This window comes from Streptomyces sp. HNM0574, from assembly GCF_012726235.1.
Taxonomy (GTDB): Bacteria; Actinomycetota; Actinomycetes; order Streptomycetales; family Streptomycetaceae; genus Streptomyces.
Map to the genome: position 1 here is coordinate 214,711 of NZ_JAASAH010000001.1, position 18,044 is coordinate 232,754.

The 18,044-nt window shown below is 73.2% G+C and carries 16 protein-coding genes; 5 read left to right on the forward strand and 11 right to left on the reverse strand.

What is annotated here, in order from left to right:
- Positions 1-5: 5 nt before the first annotated feature.
- Complete coding sequence (hemQ, locus tag HCC30_RS00845; RefSeq protein ID WP_169439986.1) at positions 6-722, forward strand: hydrogen peroxide-dependent heme synthase; 717 nt, start codon at positions 6-8, stop codon at positions 720-722.
- A 180-nt stretch (positions 723-902) separates the two neighbouring features.
- Complete coding sequence (locus tag HCC30_RS00850; protein WP_240979275.1) at positions 903-3,164, forward strand: UvrD-helicase domain-containing protein; 2,262 nt, start codon at positions 903-905, stop codon at positions 3,162-3,164.
- 25 nt (positions 3,165-3,189) lie between these two features.
- On the opposite strand, the gene HCC30_RS00855 is transcribed toward HCC30_RS00850, so the two are convergent.
- The 9 genes from HCC30_RS00855 to HCC30_RS00895 form a co-directional block, all read right to left on the reverse strand.
- Positions 3,190-4,866: an alpha/beta hydrolase gene (locus HCC30_RS00855; protein ID WP_346776441.1), complete on the reverse strand. Its 1,677-nt coding sequence runs from the start codon at positions 4,864-4,866 to the stop codon at positions 3,190-3,192.
- 161 nt (positions 4,867-5,027) lie between these two features.
- On the reverse strand, positions 5,028-6,449 hold the full coding sequence (locus HCC30_RS00860) for a DUF692 domain-containing protein (RefSeq protein WP_206323213.1): 1,422 nt from the start codon (positions 6,447-6,449) through the stop codon (positions 5,028-5,030).
- Between the two features lie 206 nt (positions 6,450-6,655).
- A complete protein-coding gene (locus tag HCC30_RS00865) occupies positions 6,656-7,225 on the reverse strand; it encodes a hypothetical protein (protein WP_169439988.1) in 570 nt (189 codons plus the stop codon).
- An 83-nt stretch (positions 7,226-7,308) separates the two neighbouring features.
- Entirely contained in the window at positions 7,309-8,562 is a 1,254-nt protein-coding gene (locus HCC30_RS00870) for a putative T7SS-secreted protein (RefSeq protein ID WP_169439989.1), read from the reverse strand.
- A gap of 10 nt (positions 8,563-8,572) precedes the next feature.
- A complete protein-coding gene (locus tag HCC30_RS00875) occupies positions 8,573-8,890 on the reverse strand; it encodes a hypothetical protein (RefSeq protein ID WP_169439990.1) in 318 nt (105 codons plus the stop codon).
- 258 nt (positions 8,891-9,148) lie between these two features.
- Positions 9,149-9,865: a hypothetical protein gene (locus HCC30_RS00880; protein ID WP_169439991.1), complete on the reverse strand. Its 717-nt coding sequence runs from the start codon at positions 9,863-9,865 to the stop codon at positions 9,149-9,151.
- Positions 9,866-9,891: 26 nt separating this feature from the next.
- Complete coding sequence (locus tag HCC30_RS00885; protein WP_169439992.1) at positions 9,892-10,578, reverse strand: hypothetical protein; 687 nt, start codon at positions 10,576-10,578, stop codon at positions 9,892-9,894.
- A gap of 216 nt (positions 10,579-10,794) precedes the next feature.
- Positions 10,795-11,106, reverse strand: a complete 312-nt coding sequence (locus HCC30_RS00890; RefSeq protein ID WP_169439993.1) for a DUF4333 domain-containing protein — start codon at positions 11,104-11,106, stop codon at positions 10,795-10,797.
- Between the two features lie 183 nt (positions 11,107-11,289).
- A complete protein-coding gene (locus tag HCC30_RS00895) occupies positions 11,290-12,054 on the reverse strand; it encodes a peptidyl-tRNA hydrolase (protein WP_346776442.1) in 765 nt (254 codons plus the stop codon).
- Between the two features lie 51 nt (positions 12,055-12,105).
- Here HCC30_RS00895 and HCC30_RS29115 point away from each other — a divergent pair, with 51 nt between their 5' ends.
- Complete coding sequence (locus HCC30_RS29115) at positions 12,106-13,692, forward strand: ATP-binding cassette domain-containing protein (protein ID WP_169439995.1); 1,587 nt, start codon at positions 12,106-12,108, stop codon at positions 13,690-13,692.
- 73 nt (positions 13,693-13,765) lie between these two features.
- Here HCC30_RS29115 and HCC30_RS00905 read toward each other — a convergent pair whose 3' ends face one another.
- Entirely contained in the window at positions 13,766-15,160 is a 1,395-nt protein-coding gene (locus HCC30_RS00905) for an alkaline phosphatase PhoX (protein WP_169439996.1), read from the reverse strand.
- A gap of 171 nt (positions 15,161-15,331) precedes the next feature.
- The gene (zapE, locus tag HCC30_RS00910; RefSeq protein ID WP_169439997.1) at positions 15,332-16,429 is read right to left on the reverse strand and encodes a cell division protein ZapE; all 1,098 of its coding nucleotides are present in this window, start codon (positions 16,427-16,429) and stop codon (positions 15,332-15,334) included.
- A gap of 57 nt (positions 16,430-16,486) precedes the next feature.
- On the opposite strand from zapE, the gene HCC30_RS00915 reads away from it, so the two are divergent.
- Both HCC30_RS00915 and HCC30_RS00920 read left to right on the forward strand, forming a co-directional pair.
- Complete coding sequence (locus tag HCC30_RS00915; RefSeq protein ID WP_169439998.1) at positions 16,487-17,299, forward strand: pyrimidine reductase family protein; 813 nt, start codon at positions 16,487-16,489, stop codon at positions 17,297-17,299.
- Between the two features lie 127 nt (positions 17,300-17,426).
- Positions 17,427-17,951, forward strand: coding sequence for an indole-3-glycerol phosphate synthase (locus HCC30_RS00920; RefSeq protein ID WP_169439999.1), 525 nt, complete (start codon positions 17,427-17,429; stop codon positions 17,949-17,951).
- The last annotated feature ends 93 nt before the right edge of the window (positions 17,952-18,044 follow it).

Sequence of the window (18,044 nt, forward strand, 5' to 3'; positions counted from 1 at the left end):
GAGCCATGACTGACGCACCGGAGAAGACGCCCAACGCGGGCAAGAAGGCCAAGGACCTCAACGAGGTCATCCGCTACACCCTCTGGTCGGTCTTCCGGCTGCGCGACGTGCTGCCCGAGGACCGTGCCGGTTACGCGGACGAGGTGGAGGACCTCTTCGCCGAGCTCGCCGGGAAGGACGTCACGGTGCGCGGCACCTACGACGTCTCGGGCCTGCGCGCCGACGCGGACCTGATGATCTGGTGGCACGCGGAGAGCTCGGACGCGCTCCAGGAGGCGTACAACCGCTTCCGCCGCACCCGGCTCGGGCGCGCGCTGGAGCCGGTGTGGTCGAACATGGCGCTGCACCGCCCCGCCGAGTTCAACAAGTCGCACATCCCGGCGTTCCTGGCCGACGAGGAGCCGCGCCAGTACGTCAGCGTCTACCCCTTCGTGCGCAGCTACGAGTGGTACCTGCTGGCCGACGAGGACCGCCGCCGGATGCTCGCCGACCACGGCAAGATGGCCCGCGGGTTCCCCGACGTCCGCGCCAACACCGTGCCGTCCTTCTCGCTGGGCGACTACGAGTGGATTCTCGCCTTCGAGGCGGACGAGCTGTACCGCATCGTCGACCTGATGCGGCACCTGCGCGGCTCCGAGGCGCGGATGCACGTGCGCGAGGAGGTGCCGTTCTACACGGGCCGCCGCAAGCCCGTCGCGGAACTGGTCGCCGGTCTCGCCTGAGGCCCGCGGGAAAATAGATAAGGCCCCGGCCATTTGACGGCCGGGGCCTTTCTCTGCGTATATTGGGCGTTTCCATGATTACGCGGAAGCAAATGTAATCATGACGCTGAAATGCATTCTACGCGGCAGGGAGCTGAATTGTCAACCGAGGGCAGCCAGGGCGGCCGGGGCGATGAGGAATTGCAGGAGGAACAGCAATTCGTCTCTCTCCTCTACGGGCGCCTCGACACCTTGCGAGCCCGCGCGGCCGAGGCCGTCCGGGAGTCTCTGGCCCAGGTCGGAAACGGTATGCAGGCACGCATCGAACGGGACGTGACGGTCGCGGAACGCGGCCGCCACGTCGCCGCTCTCGACGCCGTGGAATCCGGCCTCTGCTTCGGCAGGCTCGATTTCTCCGACGGCGTCACCCGGCACATCGGACGCATCGGAATCCACGACGACGACGAAGAACGCACCCCGATGCTGATCGACTGGCGCGCCCCCGTGGCCCGGCCTTTCTACCTCGCCACGGGCCACACCCCGATGGGACTGCACCGCCGCCGTCACCTCACCACCCACGGCCGCCGCGTCACCGCCCTGCACGACGAGACCCTCGCCCTGGACCACTTCGCCCGCGGCGGCCACGAGGACCCCAGCGGCGACGCCGTCCTGCTCTCCGCGCTCAACTCCGCCCGCACCGGCCGGATGTCCGACATCGTGCGCACCATCCAGGCCGAGCAGGACGAGATCATCCGCGCCCCGCACCAGGGCGTCCTCGTCGTCGAGGGCGGGCCCGGCACCGGCAAGACGGCCGTCGCCCTGCACCGGGCCGCGTACCTGCTGTACGCGCACCGCGAGCGGCTCTCCCGCAGCGCCGTGCTGATCGTCGGCCCGAACCCGGCCTTCCTCGGCTACATCGGCGAGGTGCTGCCCTCGCTCGGCGAGACCGGCGTGTGGCCCGCGACCGTCGGCGAACTGTTCCCCGGCGTCGTCGCCACCGGCACGGACAGCCCCCGCGCCGCCGCCGTCAAGGGCGACGCCGCGATGGCGGACGTCCTCGCCGCCGCGCTCCGCGACCGGCAGGAACTCCCGGACCCCGAGCTGGAGATCGAGCACGAGGACCACGGGACGCTGGTGCTGCACCGGGACGTCGCCGAGGACGCCCGCACCCGCGCCCGCGACTCCCTGCTGCCGCACAACCTGGCCAGGCCGCACTTCGCGTTCCGGGTCATCGACGCGCTCACCCGGCAGCTCGCCGACCGGATCGGCGCCGACCCGTTCGGCGGCCCCAACCTGCTCGACCCCTCCGACATCGCCCAGCTCGGCCGCGAGATCGCCCAGAGCCCGGCCGTGCAGCAGGCCGTCGAGTCGCTCTGGCCGACGCTCACCCCGCAGCGTTTCCTCGCCGACTACCTGGCCGACCCCACCCACCTCCCGGCCGCCGACGCGGACGCCGTACGCCGCGGCCCCGGCACCTGGACCGGCGAGAAGTGGACCCCGGCACCCTGGACCCCGGCCGACGTCCCGCTGCTGGACGAGGCCGCCGAACTCCTCGGCGAGGACGACTCCGCGGCCCGCGCCGCCGCCGAACGGGAGCGGCGGGAGCGCGTGGAGTACGCGCAAGGCGTGCTGGAGGTCGCCTACGCCTCGCGGACGTACGAGTTCGAGGACAAGGACGACGAGGACTCCGAGGTGCTCGGCGCGCAGGACGTCATCGACGCCGAGCGGATGGCCGAGCGGCACGAGGAGGACGACCACCGCAGCGCCGCCGAACGCGCGGCCGCCGACCGCGGTTGGGCCTTCGGGCACATCATCGTCGACGAGGCGCAGGAGCTGTCGGCGATGGCCTGGCGGCTGCTGATGCGGCGCAGCCCGAACCGTTCCATGACCCTCGTCGGCGACCCCGCGCAGACGGCGGACGCGGCCGGCCTCGGCACCTGGGACGCGATCCTCTCGCCGTACGTCGGCGACCGCTGGGAGTACACCCGCCTCGGCGTCAACTACCGCACGCCGGTGGAGGTGATGGACGCGGCGGCCGCCGTACCGCGCGCCCGGAACCCGGAGTTCACGCCGCCGCGCTCGGTGCGCTCCACGGGCGTGCGCCCCTGGGCGCGGCGGACGGACCAGGTGCTGCTGGCCTCCGCCGTCGCCGAGGCCGTCAAGGAGGAGACGCCGGAGGACGGCCGCCTCGCGGTGATCGCGCCCGCCGCGCTGCACGCGGGACTCACCGAGGCGCTCCCCGAGGCGTCCTGGGGTCCGGTGCCGGACCTGACCCGCGCCGTCGTCCTCCTCGACCCGCGGCAGGCCAAGGGGCTGGAGTTCGACGCGGTACTCGTCGTGGAACCGCAGGAGTACGGGACGAGCGACCTGTACGTCGCCCTCACGCGGGCCACGCAGCGCCTCGGCCTGCTGCACACCGCCGCGCTCCCCGAGGGCCTGGCCGAACTGCTCGACCACCGCTGACGGCCGGGGCCCCGCCGCCCCGCGCTCAGGAGCCGGACGGGGCCCCGGGGCCGGCCGGTTCGGGCCGGGGTGCGGGGCGGGCGGGGCAGGTGGCGGTGGGGCCCGGTGTGGTGCCGTCGAGGAGGTAGCGCTCCAGGTGGCGGTCGGCGCACCGGTTGCCGCCCGCCACCCCGTGGTCGCCCGCGCCCCGCTCGGTCACCAGGGACGAGCCGGGCAGCCGCCGCCAGGTGGCGACCGCGCCCTCGTGCGGGGTGGCGGCGTCCCGGCTCGCGGACAGCAGCAGCACCGGCGGCAGCACTCCGGGCGGGGCGCCGACGTCGACGGGGTGGCCCGGGTCGACGTCCCAGTGCGCGCAGGGGAGGTTCATCCAGGCGTTCTCCCAGGTGTGGAAGGGCGCGGTGCGGGCCAGCCGAGTGTTGTCCTCGTCCCAGCTGCGCCAGTCGCGCGGCCAGGGGGCGTCGGCGCACTGCACGGCGTTGTAGGCGGCGTTGCTGTTCTCCTCGTCCCGGGCGCTGTGCGGATCGGGGGCCAGCAGCTGCCGGAGCCCGGTGGGGTCGCCCCCGCGGAAGTCCGCGAGCGCGGCGGCGTGCCGGGCCCAGGTGGAGTCGTCGTAGCCCACGTCCAGATAGCCGGCCAGGAGTTCCTTCGCGCCGACGCCCCGGCCCAGGCGCCCCCGGTCGGCGGCGTCGCGGGCCTGGTCGAAGACCCGCTGGACCTGCCGCGGGGTGGAGCCCAGCCGGTAGGTGGCGCGGTGCTTCGCCGTCCACCGCTTCCAGTCCTTCCAGCGGCGCTCGAAGGCCGTGTTCTGCCGCAGGTTGGACTCGTACCAGATGCTCTCTTCACTCGGGTCGACGACGCTGTCCAGGACGAGACGGCGGACGTGCCCGGGGAACAGCGTCGCGTAGACGGAGCCCAGGTACGAGCCGTAGGAGGCGCCGTAGAAGTTCAGCCGGCGCTGGCCCAGGGCGGCGCGGAGGACGTCCAGATCACGCGCGTTGTCCGCGGTGGTGAAGTGGCTGAGCCGCTCGCCGTACTTGCGGGCGCAGCCCCGCGCGTACGCGGCGGCCCGCTGGTTCTGCTTCCGCTTGAACTCCGGGCCGGGGTCGCGCAGTGAGCGGTGCGGACCCCGCTGGAAGGCGGCCGGGTCCTGGCAGGACAGGGGAGCGGAGCGGCCGACGCCGCGCGGTGCGTAACCGACGAAGTCGTAGGCGGAGTTGAGCCGCTTCCACACCTTGCCGGTGACCACGGGGAACATCGGGAAGGTCATGCCGTTGCCGCCCGGGCCGCCCGGGTTGTGCAGCAGTGGCCCCTGACGCTCCGCGCGCGGTCCGGTGGCCTGTTTCCGGCTCACCGTGAGACGGATCTTCTCGCCGCGCGGCGCGGTGTAGTCGAGCGGAACGGTCACCGTGCCGCAGCGGACGGTGGGCGGGAGCCCCTCGGAGTCCGGGCACGTCCGCCAGTCGATCCCGGCGGCCGCCGCGTCCCGGGCCGCCTCCGCGACGCCGCGCGCGGCCAGCGCCCGCTCGACGGCGCCGGAGGCGGGCAGCGGGTCGGGCAGTCTGCCGCCGGCCGCCTGCGCGGGGGAGGGGGCGACGCCGGTGACGGTCGTCGCCGTCAGCGCCACGGCGCCGAGTGTTCCGTACAACGCGGCTGTGCGCACCGGGTGCCCCTGTTCGTCGACGTACCGCACACCGGTGCGCACACCGTGCGATCCGGCGGACTCTCCATGACGCACGGGATGTTCGGGGCGGGGCCCGGTGAAGTAAAGGACGGGCGGCGGGTGTCGGAGGGGTGCCCCCGAAGCGGTGACGGAACCCCGGGCCCGGGCCCGCGGCGGCACGCCCGTTCGACAGCCGGGCCCGCTCAGTGGCGCAGGGCCAGGCGGCGGCGCAGCCGGTGCAGGGGGCGCAGCGGGCCGCGGGGGAGCGGCGCGGGGCCGGAGCGCTCCAGCCACCAGGCGCGCAACCGGCCGCGCGCGGCCCGCTGTTCGGCGCCGGTGCCCGACTCGGGCGGCAGGCCGGCCTCGAGCAGGTGCGCGGCGAAGGCCAGCGCGTCGTGCCGGTACCCGTCGGTCAGCGGCCTGCCCCGCGCGTACCCGGCGAAGGCCGCACGGTAGGCCGATTCCCCGAGGATGCGCGGAAGTTCGGGCGCGACCTTCACGACGACGTCCGCGCGCTTGGCGCGCAGCGCCCGGCTCTGCACGGCCAGCCGCTCCCCGTCGAAGCCCACCGGCACCTCCCCGCCCGCCACCAGGGCCGCCAGCAGCCCGAACTGCGCCGCGCCCAGCCGCTGCCGCGCCCCGTCCGCGACGCCGTCCCGCGCACCGTCCGGGGCGCGGGACGCGGGAGCGGGCGCGGGGACGGCGGCCCGAGGGGGAGACGCGGCGGCCGGCCGGCCCGGGGTGGTGACGGGGCCGGTGACGGTCCGGATCGCGGCGAGTTCGTCGGCCAGTTCGGCCACCGGCGGGAAGTGCTCGTCCCGCTCCAGCAGCGTGCCGGGCGGCGTGGTGCGGGCGCACAGCGCGGCCAGCACGTCGAGGACGGGACGGCTGACGGGGTGCGCGTGCGTGTCGTGCCACACGCCGTCCCGCTCCAGCCCGCCCGCCACGTGGACGTACGCCAGTGCCTCCAGCGGCAGTTCGTCCAGGGCGCGCGCCGGGTCCTCGCCCCGGTTGACGTGATTGGTGTGCAGGTTCGCGACGTCGATCAGCAGCCGTACGCCGGTGCGTTCGACCAGGGCCGAGAGGAACTCGCCCTCGGTCATCTCCTCGTCCGGCCAGTTGACCAGGGCCGCGATGTTCTCCAGCGCGAGCGGGACGGGCAGCGCGGCCTGGGCGATGCGGACGTTCTCGCACAGCACGTCCAGCGCGTCCCGGGTACGCGGCACCGGCAGCAGGTGCCCGGCCTCCAGCCGGCCCGTTTCCGTGCCACTCTCCGGGCGCCCGCGGACGAACGCGATGTGCTCGGTGACCATCGGCGCGCCCAGTGCCTCCGCGCGTTCGGCGAGCGCCGTCAGCCGTGCGGGATCGGGCCGTTCGGCTCCGCCGAGGCCGAGGGAGACGCCGTGCGGGATGACGGTCACGCCGCGGCCGCGGAGCCGCAGCAGACTGTCCGGGAGGTGGCAGGGGCAGATGTTCTCGGCGACGACCTCGACCCAGTCGACCCCCGGCAGCGCCTCGACCCCCTCCGCGATCTCCGGCCGCCACCCGATCCCCGAACCGAGCCGCACCCGGCCCCCGTCCGGCCCCGTGCCCTGCCGCCCCGCCCGCGCGCCTGCGCCCTCCATCTGGTCCTCCCCGTCCCTGTACGGCCCCGTGCCCCTCTCCTGCCACCGAGCGGGAGGACGAATCACCGGACGGGACGGTTCTGAGGAGGACTTGAGCTTTGCCCGCCGGCGACGTGCCGGGAGCGGTAAGACACGACGGAGGGGACGGTGCGGAATCCGCGCCGTCCCCTCCGTGCGTCAGCGCGTACCCCCGTACGCGCCCCGGCTCACCCGAAGTCGTCCTTGTTCCACTTCTTCTCCGCCTCGCGGGCGGCCTGGACCTCGGGGCTGGGCGGTGCGGGGCTGAGGGAGGAGAGGAAGTCCTGGAAGTCCTCGATGACTTCCCCCAGCTGGCTCCGCTTCGCCGTCAGCGCGACCTCGATCTCGACGCGCTCACCGGACTGCTGCTCGTCGTCGAGCACCAGGATGAACTGGCTCTGCGCGAGCTCCATCGGCTGCCCGTTGACGGTGGCCTGGACGTACAGGTTCTGCACGATGCCAGGGGCGCTGATGAGACCGGGCGCCGGGGAGGTGCCCACCTCGGCGCGCTTGACGATCTCCACGGCGCCGACGGTCTCCCGCAGCCGCTGCACCGCCCCCTCGGCCAGGCTCTCCAGGTTCTCCGCGCCCTCCAGGGCGCGGCCGGTGACGGTGATGTTCGGCATGAAGCCCTGGCCGTGGGAGGCCATGTGCAGTGCGACGAAGGCGGCGTTCGGGGCGCCGACCTCGTCCGGGGGTGCCGGCTGCCAGCCCTGCGGGATCTGGACGTCGAGCGGCACCGGAATAGTGCCCGGCATGGTGGATCAACTCCTTGCGGTACGGATTCCGACGGTACGGGAAAACGAAGGTGGCGGGGGCGGCGGGGCCGCCCCCGCGGCGGTCAGTCGAACCAGCCGCCGACCGTGTCCTTCGCACTCCCGGCCCAGTCCCCGACCGTGTCCACGGCATCGCCGGCCGCGTCGGTGACCTTGCCCGGGTCGATCTCGATCTGGCCGCCGAGCTTCGCGCCGACGCCGAGGCCGATGCCGGCCTCGCCGCCGATGGTGAAGGTGCCGTCGTCCTTGAACCCGGCGTCGAACTTGGCCTCGGCGCCGACACCGGCCCATGCCTCGGCCGTACCACCGACGCCGACACCGGCCACCGAGGCGGAACCCTCGGCCGTGGCCTTGGCGCCGGCGAAGGCCCCGGCTTCACCGTGCACACCGTCCGCGCCGATGGAGCCCTTGGCCTCGGCCTCGGCTCCTGCGTACGCCTCGGCCTTGCCGCCGGCCTCGAAGTACCCGGCCTCGTACTTACCCTCGGCCGTCGCCTGGGCCAGGTACGCCTTTCCGGACGCCGACGCGGTGGCATTGCCGTCCTGGAGGCCGACGCCTGCCTGGCCCTCGACGCCGAGCAGGTTCACGCCCGCCTTGCCGGAAACCTCACCGCCGGCGAACTTGCCGCGCCCCTGGGCCTCGGCGCCCCAGACCTTGGCGTCGCCCTTGACTCCGGGCCCCTGCACGGCGACGCCGGGGCCCTTGCCGGAAGTCTCATCGCGGAGCGTCTGCCGCTGCTCCTCGGTCATGTTCTTGTAGTCGCCCCAGGCCTTGGGGGACGTCAGCGGGTTCATCCGGTCGGTGAACTCGCGGTTGGCGAGCTCCATGCTCGTCTTGCCCTCGTTGCTCTGGGCCGCCTCCGCCGAGAAGAACAGCCAGTCCGGGGCGTCGTCGCCCTTGCCGCCCTGGGCTTCGAACTTCTTGGCCGCGCTGCCGCCCGCGGTTTCGAGCTGGGTGCGCGCGGAGTTGAGCTTCGTCTCCGCCGCTGCCTCGTTCCCGTCCTCGTGCAGCCGGATCGCGTCTTCTGCCTCGGACTGGGCCCAGGTGAGCGTGTCGGCGTAGTCGCGCAGCGCCTTGGCGGCCTCGGACAGCGAGTCCGAACCGCGGTGCCAGCGCGATTTCTGGGGCGAGAAGTCGTTCCAGAAGCCGTCGCTCGCCTTGCCTTCCCAGCTGGGGATGCGGACGGAGCCCAAGTCGTCCCCGATGCCGTCGAGGGTCTTGGACTTGTCTTCGAGTTTTCCGGCCCGGTCGTTGAGCGTCTCCGGGTTGCCCGGAATCAGCTGCCGCGGATCGCGGGTGCCGCCGAGTTGTGCCGCCATGGATCCCCCGTCAGTACACCGGGCCGGGTCCGGTGACCGCAGGCCCGGTGAAGTGGTTCTGTGACTGCTGTTCGGAACGCTCGTAGTTGTCCGCGTTGTCGTTGAGCTTGTCCGCGGCGGACTCCCCGTCGTCCTTGAGTGTCGTGGTGACGGCCACGTTCCAGGTGGCCATCAGTTCCGAGAAGGCCTTGGAGGCGTCGCCGTGCCCGAACGCGTCACCCGCGTCAGCGAGTTCGTCGAGCTTCAGCTTGTCGCCCTTGCCCACCGAATCCTTGATCTTCTTGGAAGCCGACCGCAGCTCGGAGGGTTCGACGTCGAACTTGCTCATCCGCTTCCACCCCCTCTATGTCCGTGTGAGTTCGAACACTCGCCCACACCCTGGTTGTTGAGAACCCATCAAGGTTCCCTCGAAGGAGGGGTGTTCAACACCATGAAGGGGTCATCGTCATGATCTCTACCGGGAAGATTCACAGATTGACCGGATAGTGGGTTGCACGGCGGAGCCGGGTACGGCAAGAAAGCGCGGGGACGCCGCAGTTGCGACGTCCCCGCGCGAGGAGCAGCTTCCGAACAGAGGGCGTATGTGCTACGGCGTCTGCCGGGGATGGGCGAGCGAGTCCACTCCCAAGTGGCCCGCAGCATCGAGGAGATACTCCAGCGGAGCGTCGAAGGACTCGCTGTTCAGGGCGGTCCGCTCGCGCCAGGTGATCAACTGGCCGTCGTGCAGACGGAGTGGCATCTCGGTGGCGCGGGGGTCGGACGTCAAGAAGTTCGCCAGGCCGCCGATCAGGACGGCTCGGGCGCGCTCCTCATCCTGGGAGACGATGTGAAAGTCCTGGTCGAGCTGCGGGACCCCCACCTCCATGGCGCGCCCACGCGAGACGCTGTCGAACCGGCCATCGCGGTAGATGCGCAGATCCGGCACCTCGATGCCCAGGTCCAGGGCCCAGAACGCGTGGATGGTGACGGTCGTGGTGTCCGTGCTGTCCGGGTCGATGTCCGTCGTGCTGTAACGGTACTCGAACGCGCGGAAGCGGAGTCCGCGATGGGTGCCGTCCACGACGTGCTCACCCGCGAGGCCGCGGGCCGTGACCGGGAGCGGAGCGGCCCCCTGGTATGCCTCGACGACTCCCGGGGCCACGCCCTCGTAGCTCCATCCGCGGCTCTCGGCGAGTGACCGCAGCTGCGCGTAGTGCTCCTGGGCCTCGCGCTTCTTCCTGGCCTTTCGCCGGAAGATCCACACGACGAGCGCGACGACGGCGACCCACCACAGTGGGATCAGGACGTTCTGGATTCCACTCATGCGTCAGCTTCTCTCCGCGGCCCCTGCTACCTGGCCTGGGCCGGGATCTTCTGGACGGCGTCGGCGAGGAAGTCGAGCGGCTCGTCGAGGTTCTCCGTCGAGAGCTTCTGTTCCGAGCGCCAGGTGATCAGGTGGCCGTGACGCACCTCGAGCGGCAGCTCACCGGCGCGCGGGTCGGAGACCAGGAACTGGCCGAGACCGCCGAGCACCAGCGACCTGGCGCGCTCCTCGTCCTCCGCGACGATGTGGAAGTCCTCGTCGACCTGGGGGATGCCGGTGGTGAGCGGGCTCCCGACCGTGAGCTTGCTGTGCCAGCGGCGGTGCTCGACGCGGAAGTCGGGGACGGACCCGTTCAGCTTCAGTGCCCACACCGGGGTGTAGTGGATGTGCCGCTGCATGTGGTCGTCGACCCCGGACCCGATGGCCAGGGTGCTCTGGTGCTCGAAGGCGCGGAAGGCGAACCCGCGGTGCGTCCCGGTGACGACGTTCCCGCCCGGTACGCCCTTCGCGACGGGCAGCGGCCCGGCGCCTGAGAACTGGTCGATGAGCCCGGGCACACCGGCCTCATAGGTCCATCCACGGCTCTCCGCCAGGGACTTCAGTTCGGCGCGCTCGTCCGCGTTGTTCTGGGCACGCCGAGCGGAGCGCTTCCGGGTCCAGACGATGAGAGCTGCGATCGCGACGAACCACAGCACGTACAACAAGGCTTCCATGGGACCAGCATGCCTTCCCGCGCCCTGCCGGGCCCAGTCCCCTCCCGCTTCGGCGCAACCTGCACCTGGGCATCACACGTCACCCACATCTGCGCCATGCGCCGGAAAGCCCGGTCGTGAAATGCGCGGTGCGGGCGGTGTGTCCGGGGTGGGACGCGCGTGGCCCCGCCGTGCCGCAGACGAGCTACGAGCGGGGCCCTGCGCAGGTCCGCACGCTTACTGGTCGGCCTTGATGTCGTACTTGATCTGGTTGCCGTCGACGGCGGTGACCTTGACGGTCACGCCGAGGCTGCTGCCGTCGCTCGCGGTGAGCTTGCAGCGCATCGAGGTGCCGACCTTGCCGACGAGGTCCTCGGGGCAGGTGACGTCCGGCTTCGGCTGGCCCGTCTGGGCGGCGAGCTTCTCGGCCACCGTGTTCGCCACCTCGTCCTTGGCCATCTTCGCCTCCGACGAGCAGCCCACCAGCAGCGCGCCGGCGGCGGCTGCGGCGAGGCCCCAGGCGGCGAAGGAAGAGCGGGACTTGGGCATGGTGGGCTCCGTTCCGAGCGGGAGGACCGCGTGGGTCACAAGGGTCGACAAAAGACAGTCATCGGACTGCTTATCAGCCCGGAAGGCCCGTTCGGCAGATCTTCACAGCCTCCCGCGACGGCCCGCAAACGATCTTCACGGATTTCCCTTCACCTCGTGAAGTGGCCCACTCACGCCCCTCGTTCAGCGCGGAGCGTGGCCGGCCTCCCGCGCGAGCGGGCAGAAGCGGGTGCCGCCCTCGGCCACGACGGTGTTGCCCGGGGCGATCTCGGTGAAGCCCGCGTCCCGGACCACGGGGAGGCCGCTCGACGTGAGCTCCGTCCAGGCCGCGGTGCCGGGTGCCGTGCGGACGGCGAGCGGGAAGCCGGCCTCGCGCCACTCCGTCCGGCTGTCCTCGTCCAGCCGCCACCAGGCGAGCTGGGCGGCGTGCCCGGCCTGTGCCATGGTCTTCCCGGCCGACATGTCCAGGTCCGGGTTCAGCCACAGGACGGGCAGGCCCTCGGCGGGCGGGGCCGGCGGCTCCGGGTCGTCCAGGTCGGTGCCCGAGACCTGGAGCTTCGCCAGGTCCTTCGGCCAGCCGTCGAGCGGGACGGGCGGGAACGCGCGCACCTCGGCCGTGCCGCCCGCGACGGTGATCCCCGGCAGCGCCTGCGCACGCCGCCACTCGGCGCCCCGTGCCCGGCGCACCACCTTGCGGATGCCCCCGCCGTGCACGTCCTCCCAGCGCCCGACCGCCTCCGCCCACGCCCCCGGCGTCTCCTCCGCGTCCGGGCCGTCCGCCGCCTCCGGGGCGGGCGGGGTGCCGGTGGTGCGCCGGTCGGCGAGCAGGGTCAGGACGGCGCGGGCCGCGGTCTCCAGCGCGTCGGTGCGGGTGGGCGGCGCGGTGCGCTCCAGCCGTACGACGAGCGGGAGGACGTGGGCGGGGACGGGGGCGGTGGAGTCGTTCACCCGTTCAGTCTGCCAGCCCCCGCTCCGGCGGCCTGGGCTACCGTGCGGGCCATGAGACTGCACCGCGTCGGCCGCCGTTACGGCATGGCCGGGCCCTGGGTGCTGAGGGGCGTCGACGCCGAGCTCCCCGCCGGGGCGCTGCTGCGCGTGGAGGGCGCGAACGGCAGCGGCAAGTCGACGCTGCTCCGCCTGCTCGCCGGAGTGGACGCGCCCAGCACCGGCCGGATCACCGGACGCCCGCGCAGCGCCTACGTCCCCGAGCGGTTCCCCGCCGGGCTGCCCCTCACCGCCGCCTCCTACCTGACGCACCTGGGCCGGGTGCGCGGGCTGCGGCGCGGCGAGGCGGTACGGGAGGCGGGGGAGCTGCTGGAACGGTTCGACGCGGCGGCGTACCTCCGCACGCCGCTGTCCGCGCTGTCGAAGGGCGGCAGCCAGAAGGTCGCCGTCGCCCAGGCGCTGCTGGGCCGCCCCGGACTGATCGTGCTCGACGAGGCGTGGACGGGCCTCGACCCCGCGTCCCGCGCCGTCCTGGACGACGTCGTGGCCGAACGCGTCGCCCGGGGCGCCACGGTCGTCTTCGTGGACCACGACCCGCGCCGCCTCGCGGGCGCCGCGCACGCCACCTACCGCCTCACCGACGGTCAACTCGCCCCCGTCGCACGGGAGTCACCGGCGCCGCCCCTCCCGGAGAGCGCCGTCACCCGGATCGTCGCCGTGGGGCCGCCCGGCGCGGCGCTCGACACGGCCGGGCTGCCCGGCCGTCCGGCGGTGGAACGCGAGCCCGGCGGGGCGCTGCGGCTGACTGTCCCGCCCGAGCGGTCGGACGCCCTGCTGCACGCCCTCCTGACCGGCGAACCGCCCTGGCACATCCGCTCCGTGGCACAGGAAGCCCCCGCCCGGGAGCGGCCGCAGCCGGAGAACGGCCCTCCACCCGCACCCGGGCGCGAGCCGCGGCTCGCGCAACTGGTGCGCTACCAGCTCGCGTTGCTCCTGCGCTCCCAGCGCTGGCTGCCGCCCCTCCTGCTGTACGCGGCGCTCCTCGCCGTCGGGGTGCAGCCGGGGCAGCCGCTGCTCGACGGGTTCGGGTACGCGGCCGCGATGCTGCTCCCGGTGGCGGCCTGGACGGCGCGGGTCTGCGTCACGGGCGAACCGGAGGCCGCGCGGCACTGCGCGGCAGCGGCGGCGGGCCCGCGCCGGGCCCATCTCGGCGCGCTGCTGGCCGCGTTGGCGGCGTCCCTGGTGCTCGGCCTCGCGGGGACGCTGTACGCGGCGCTCTCGGGCGAGCCGCACAGCACGGGCGGCGCGGTCGCCGTCCCGCCGCTCGCCTCGGCCGGCGCCGGTCTGTCGGCGACGGTCACCTGCGCGCTGACCGGTACGGCGGTGGGCGCGCTCTGCGCGCGTCCGCTGGTGCGCGGGACGGGCCGCGCGGTGCCGGCCCTGCTGGCCGGGGTGCTGCTGGCGCTGGTGAACCCGGCCTCCCCGGCGAACGCGGCGGTGCGGGCCCTGACCGCCGGTTCCCGCGAGGGCACCGTCCCGGCACCGTGGCTGCCCCTCGCCCTGTCCGCCCTCCTCGCGGCCGCGGCCTGTGCCGTGACGGCATGGCTCGCCCCGCGCCGGGACCCCACGTCCGCCGGCTAGCGCGCGCACGGAAACGGCGGGCACCCGGCGAGGAGGGTCGCCGGGTGCCCGCCGTGCCGGGTACGCGGGTGGGTCAGTGGCGCCAGGGCCCGGTGACGGCGAACGTGGTGCCCGGGTCGTAGCAGTTGACGTACATGGTGCGGTTGTCCGGGGAGAAGGTCACTCCGGCGAACTCGCCCCATTCGGGCTTCTCCGGCGTCCCGATGTTCTGCCTGCCGCGCGCCATCGGGTAGACGGAGCCGCCGCGGGTCAGCCCGAAGACGTGCTGTGCGCCCTCCCCGTCCTCGCACACCATCAGGCCGCCGCTCGGGGCGAGGCAGATGTTGTCGGGCTCCTCGCCGGGGAGGTTCAGATCGGTGTCCGGGCCGAAGACGACGACGAGGGTGAGCACCGAGCGCTGCGGGTCGTAGCGCCAGATCTGGCCGAAGTGGTCGGCCTTGGAGCCCTCCGCGCTCTTGGCGTAACTGGAGACGAAGTAGACGCACCGTCCGCCCCAGTAGCAGCCCTCCAGTTTCTGCGCGTGGGTGATGCCGCCCTTGCCGAAGTCCTGGAAGCGGATGGGGGTTTCGGCCGCGAGCGGGTCCGGGACGTCGACCCACTCGATGCCGTGGAAGCTCTTTCCGGTCTCCTGGACGACCGACAGGTCGGGCACCTCGGGCACCCGCATGGCCTGGAGCGTGCCGCCCGCGTGGAGGGAGCCGTAGCCGCCGCGCGGCACCTCGGGCAGGAAGCGGTAGAAGAGCCCGAACGGCTTCTCGAAGGCGTCCTCCGTCTCGTAGACGACGCCGGTGCGCGGGTCGAAGGCGACGGCCTCGTGCTGGAAGCGGCCCATCGCCTTCAGCGGTTCGGTGGACGTCGGCCTGTCCTCGTCGTACCCGACCTCGAAGACGAAGCCGTGGTCCTTGGTGTAGCCCTCCTCGCCGGCCTTGAACTCGGTCTCCTCGCAGGTCAGCCAGGTGCCCCAAGGGCTGGGCCCGCCCGCGCAGTTGGTGGAGGTGCCGGCGATGCCGACGCGTTCGCCGAGCACCTTGTCGGCGGCGCCCCCGCCGCTCCGGCCGAGCTCCAGCAGGGTGCAGCCGCCCATGGCCTCGGGGTCGTACGTCAGGCCCCTCGCGCGCGGGACGGCGTGCTCGGCGTCCATCCGGTTCTCGTGGTTGCGCACGAGCCAGACGGAGCCCGCGGAGTCGCCGGTGGGGCCGAACGCGGCCATCCCGTCCGGATGGCTGGGGACGGCGCCCTCGCCGGAGCGGAGCTGCTCGCCCTCGCGGGAGAGGACCGTGTAGCGGAATCCCTCGGGGAGGTCGAGCAGACCGTCCGGGTCGGGGACGAGGGGGCCGTAGCCGGAGCGGCCGCCGGTGCCCTGCGCCGAGGCCGTGCCGGAGAAGACTTCGGAGAGGGCGCCGGAGAAGGCGATCCCCGCCCCCAAGGCGCCGGATCTTGCCAGAACTTGACGTCGCGTCGTGGCCATACGGCAACTCCCTGTTGGCTGACAGGTGGTGAGTGAGCCGTGTTTACCACGCACCGGCCACGGGAGCACTACTGGCGACACACCCTCTACGCGCGTCGTGGCGCCCCGTCCGTCCGGGACGGGTGCGCCGGGTGTGCCGCGGGGGACGGCCCCGGCCGGGGGCCGCCGGGGTCAGAGGGACTTGGCGTCGCGGGCGAGCGCGGTGAGGCGGGAGATCGCGCGGAAGTACTTCTTCCGGTACCCGCCGTTGAGCATCTCCTCGCTGAACAGCCGGTCGAAAGAGGCGCCCGAGGCCAGCACCGGCACCTCGCGGTCGTACAGCCGGTCGGCGAGCACCACCAGCCGCAGCGCCGTCGACTGGTCCGGAACGGGCTCGACCCCGGTGAGGCAGACCGCCTCCACGCCGTCCACCAGCGCGCCGTAGCGGCTGGGGTGGATGCGGTAGAGGTGGTCGAGGAGGTTGGGGAAGTCGTCGAGCGAGGCGTGCGGCCTGCTGTAGGCGGCACGCGTGACCTCGTCGTCCGTCCGCGGGGCCGGTGCCTCGGGCAGACCGCGGTGCCGGTAGTCCTCGCCGTCGATCCGGAGCGGGCGGAAGTGCGCGGACAGGCCCTGGATCTCGCGGAGGAAGTCGGCGGCGGCGAAGCGCCCCTCACCGAGCTTGCCGGGCAGGGTGTTGGAGGTGGCGGCGAGCGCCACGCCCTCCTCGACGAGCCGGGAGAGCAGCGAGGAGACGAGGACGGTGTCGCCCGGGTCGTCGAGCTCGAACTCGTCGATGCACAGCAGCCGGTGGCCGCTGAGGGTGCGCACCGTCTGCTGGAAGCCGAGGGCGCCGACGAGGTTGGTCAGCTCGACGAAGGTGCCGAACGCCTTCCGCTCGGGCGGGGCCGGGGTGGCGTGCCAGAGGGAGGCCAGCAGGTGCGTCTTGCCGACGCCGTACCCGCCGTCGAGGTAGACCCCGCGCGGCCCGGAGGGCGCTGCGGTCTTGGGCGTACGGCGGAACCACCGCTTCATCCCGCCGCCCGAGCCCCCGTCGGACGTTCCGCCGAGCTGTTCGGCGAACCCGCCGAGCACCCGTACGGCCTCGGCCTGGCTCGGCTGGCCCGGGTCGGGCACGTAGGTCGAGAACCGGACTCCGTCGAAGCGTGGCGGCGGGACCATCTCGGCGACGAGCTGGTCGGCGGGGACCTCCGGCTCGCGGTCGCACAGCGACAGCGGCGTGGTCTCGGCGTCTTCGGGTATCCGGGCGGTGGTGATCGACACGCTTGCCATCGTAAAGGCCGGGCGGTGACCGGTGTGCCGGTCGTGTGCCGTGCCACACTGCCGCCCATGCGACGTCTGTTCCCATCCACCACTTCTGTCACCAAGGCACCCGCGTCCGGCGGGACCGTCACCGAATCCCCGCAGGGCCAGTGGAGCCTTGAGTCCCTCATGGACGCCTACGCGTACCCCGAGGCCCCGACCGGTCCCGGCGGCTCCTGGCTGCGCGCCAACATGGTCGCCTCGCTCGACGGCGCCGCGCACCACGAGGGGCGCTCGCAGCCGCTGTCCTGCGAGGCCGACATGCGGATCTTCGGGGTGCTGCGGGGCCTCGCCGACGCCGTCGTCGTCGGGGCGCAGACCGTACGGCAGGAGGGCTACCGGCCCGCGCGGCGCCGGGAGGCGTTCGAGGAGCGGCGGGCCGCCGCCGGTCAGGGGCCCGCTCCGGCCATCGCCGTGGTGAGCGCCGGCCTCGAACTCGACTTCGGCCTCCCGCTGTTCACCGAACCGCTCGTCCCCACCCTCCTGGTGACGGGCGCCGCGGCGCCGCAGCAGGGTCTGGCGGAGGCGCGCAGGCGCGGGGTGGAGGTGGTCTTCGCCGGTGACGGTGCCGCCGTCGACCCGGGCCGGGTCGCGGGCGCGCTGGCCGAGCGCGGGCTGCGGCGGCTGCTGACGGAGGGCGGGCCGCGGATGCTGGGCCAGTTCACGGAGGCGGACGCGCTGGACGAGCTGTGCCTGACGATCTCGCCGCGGATCACGGCGGGGGACGCGCCCCGGATCGTGAACGGGTGGGGACACACGGTCCCCGCGGACTTCTCCCTCGAAGGCCTGCTCGAAGAAAACGGCTTTCTCTTCACTCGTTACAGCCGCGTACGGCAATAAGCGGAATGACACGTTCCGCTTAGACTGAGTTGGGCAGACTGAGAGGCGCAAGCTCCCCGTGAGAGCGGGGCAGGATGGTTTCTGTCGGGGCCCCTGGCGGCCCCGCGTGGAAGAAGGGCACCCGTCCGTGTTCACGACTGTGCTGATGATCGAGAAGCCGCTGGTGTCCGCAGACGTCGAGCTCGTCACCACCCTCCACGGCGACGAGCCCGTCTCCTTCGTGGTGCTCATGCAGCCGCGCGGCGACCAGGACCGGCTGCTGCGCGCACTGGACGACATCGCGCTCGGCGAACTGGAGGACGCCGTCACCGAGGGCGACGAACCGGAGGACGAGGAGGCGCTCCCGCCCGCCCAGCGCGCGCTGGAGCACTCGCTGAAGGCCCTGCGGAACGCGGGCAGCGAGGCGATCGGGCAGGTGACCGAGAAGCACCCGCTGGACGTGCTCCAGACCGTCGTCGCGCAGACCCGCGCCGACGAGGTCATCGTGCTGACCGCGCCGCACCTGGTGGAGGAGTTCTTCCACCGGGACTGGGCCTCCAGGGCCCGGCACAAGGTCGGCGTCCCGGTGCTCAAGCTCTTCGCCCACACCGACGACGGCCCCGCCGCCGACGGCGACACCGGCAAGGACGGCACCCGCGACGGCGCCGGCTGACCCGGGGCTCCGTCACGGACCGCAGCGGTCCGTGGTCCGGACGGACCGGCCGTCCCGTGCCCGGGTCAGGGGCGGCCGGGGCCCGTGCACCGC

Coding starts and splice junctions, on each gene's coding strand:
- HCC30_RS00860 (WP_206323213.1), bottom strand. CDS start 6,449: ATGGAGGGCGCAGGCGCGCGGGCGGGGCGGCAGGGCACGGGGCCGGAC.
- HCC30_RS00890 (WP_169439993.1), bottom strand. CDS start 11,106: ATGCCCAAGTCCCGCTCTTCCTTCGCCGCCTGGGGCCTCGCCGCAGCC.
- HCC30_RS00865 (WP_169439988.1), bottom strand. CDS start 7,225: ATGCCGGGCACTATTCCGGTGCCGCTCGACGTCCAGATCCCGCAGGGC.
- HCC30_RS00875 (WP_169439990.1), bottom strand. CDS start 8,890: ATGAGCAAGTTCGACGTCGAACCCTCCGAGCTGCGGTCGGCTTCCAAG.
- HCC30_RS00870 (WP_169439989.1), bottom strand. CDS start 8,562: ATGGCGGCACAACTCGGCGGCACCCGCGATCCGCGGCAGCTGATTCCG.
- HCC30_RS00880 (WP_169439991.1), bottom strand. CDS start 9,865: ATGAGTGGAATCCAGAACGTCCTGATCCCACTGTGGTGGGTCGCCGTC.
- HCC30_RS29115 (WP_169439995.1), top strand. CDS start 12,106: ATGAGACTGCACCGCGTCGGCCGCCGTTACGGCATGGCCGGGCCCTGG.
- HCC30_RS00885 (WP_169439992.1), bottom strand. CDS start 10,578: ATGGAAGCCTTGTTGTACGTGCTGTGGTTCGTCGCGATCGCAGCTCTC.
- zapE (WP_169439997.1), bottom strand. CDS start 16,429: ATGGCAAGCGTGTCGATCACCACCGCCCGGATACCCGAAGACGCCGAG.
- hemQ (WP_169439986.1), top strand. CDS start 6: ATGACTGACGCACCGGAGAAGACGCCCAACGCGGGCAAGAAGGCCAAG.
- HCC30_RS00915 (WP_169439998.1), top strand. CDS start 16,487: ATGCGACGTCTGTTCCCATCCACCACTTCTGTCACCAAGGCACCCGCG.
- HCC30_RS00905 (WP_169439996.1), bottom strand. CDS start 15,160: ATGGCCACGACGCGACGTCAAGTTCTGGCAAGATCCGGCGCCTTGGGG.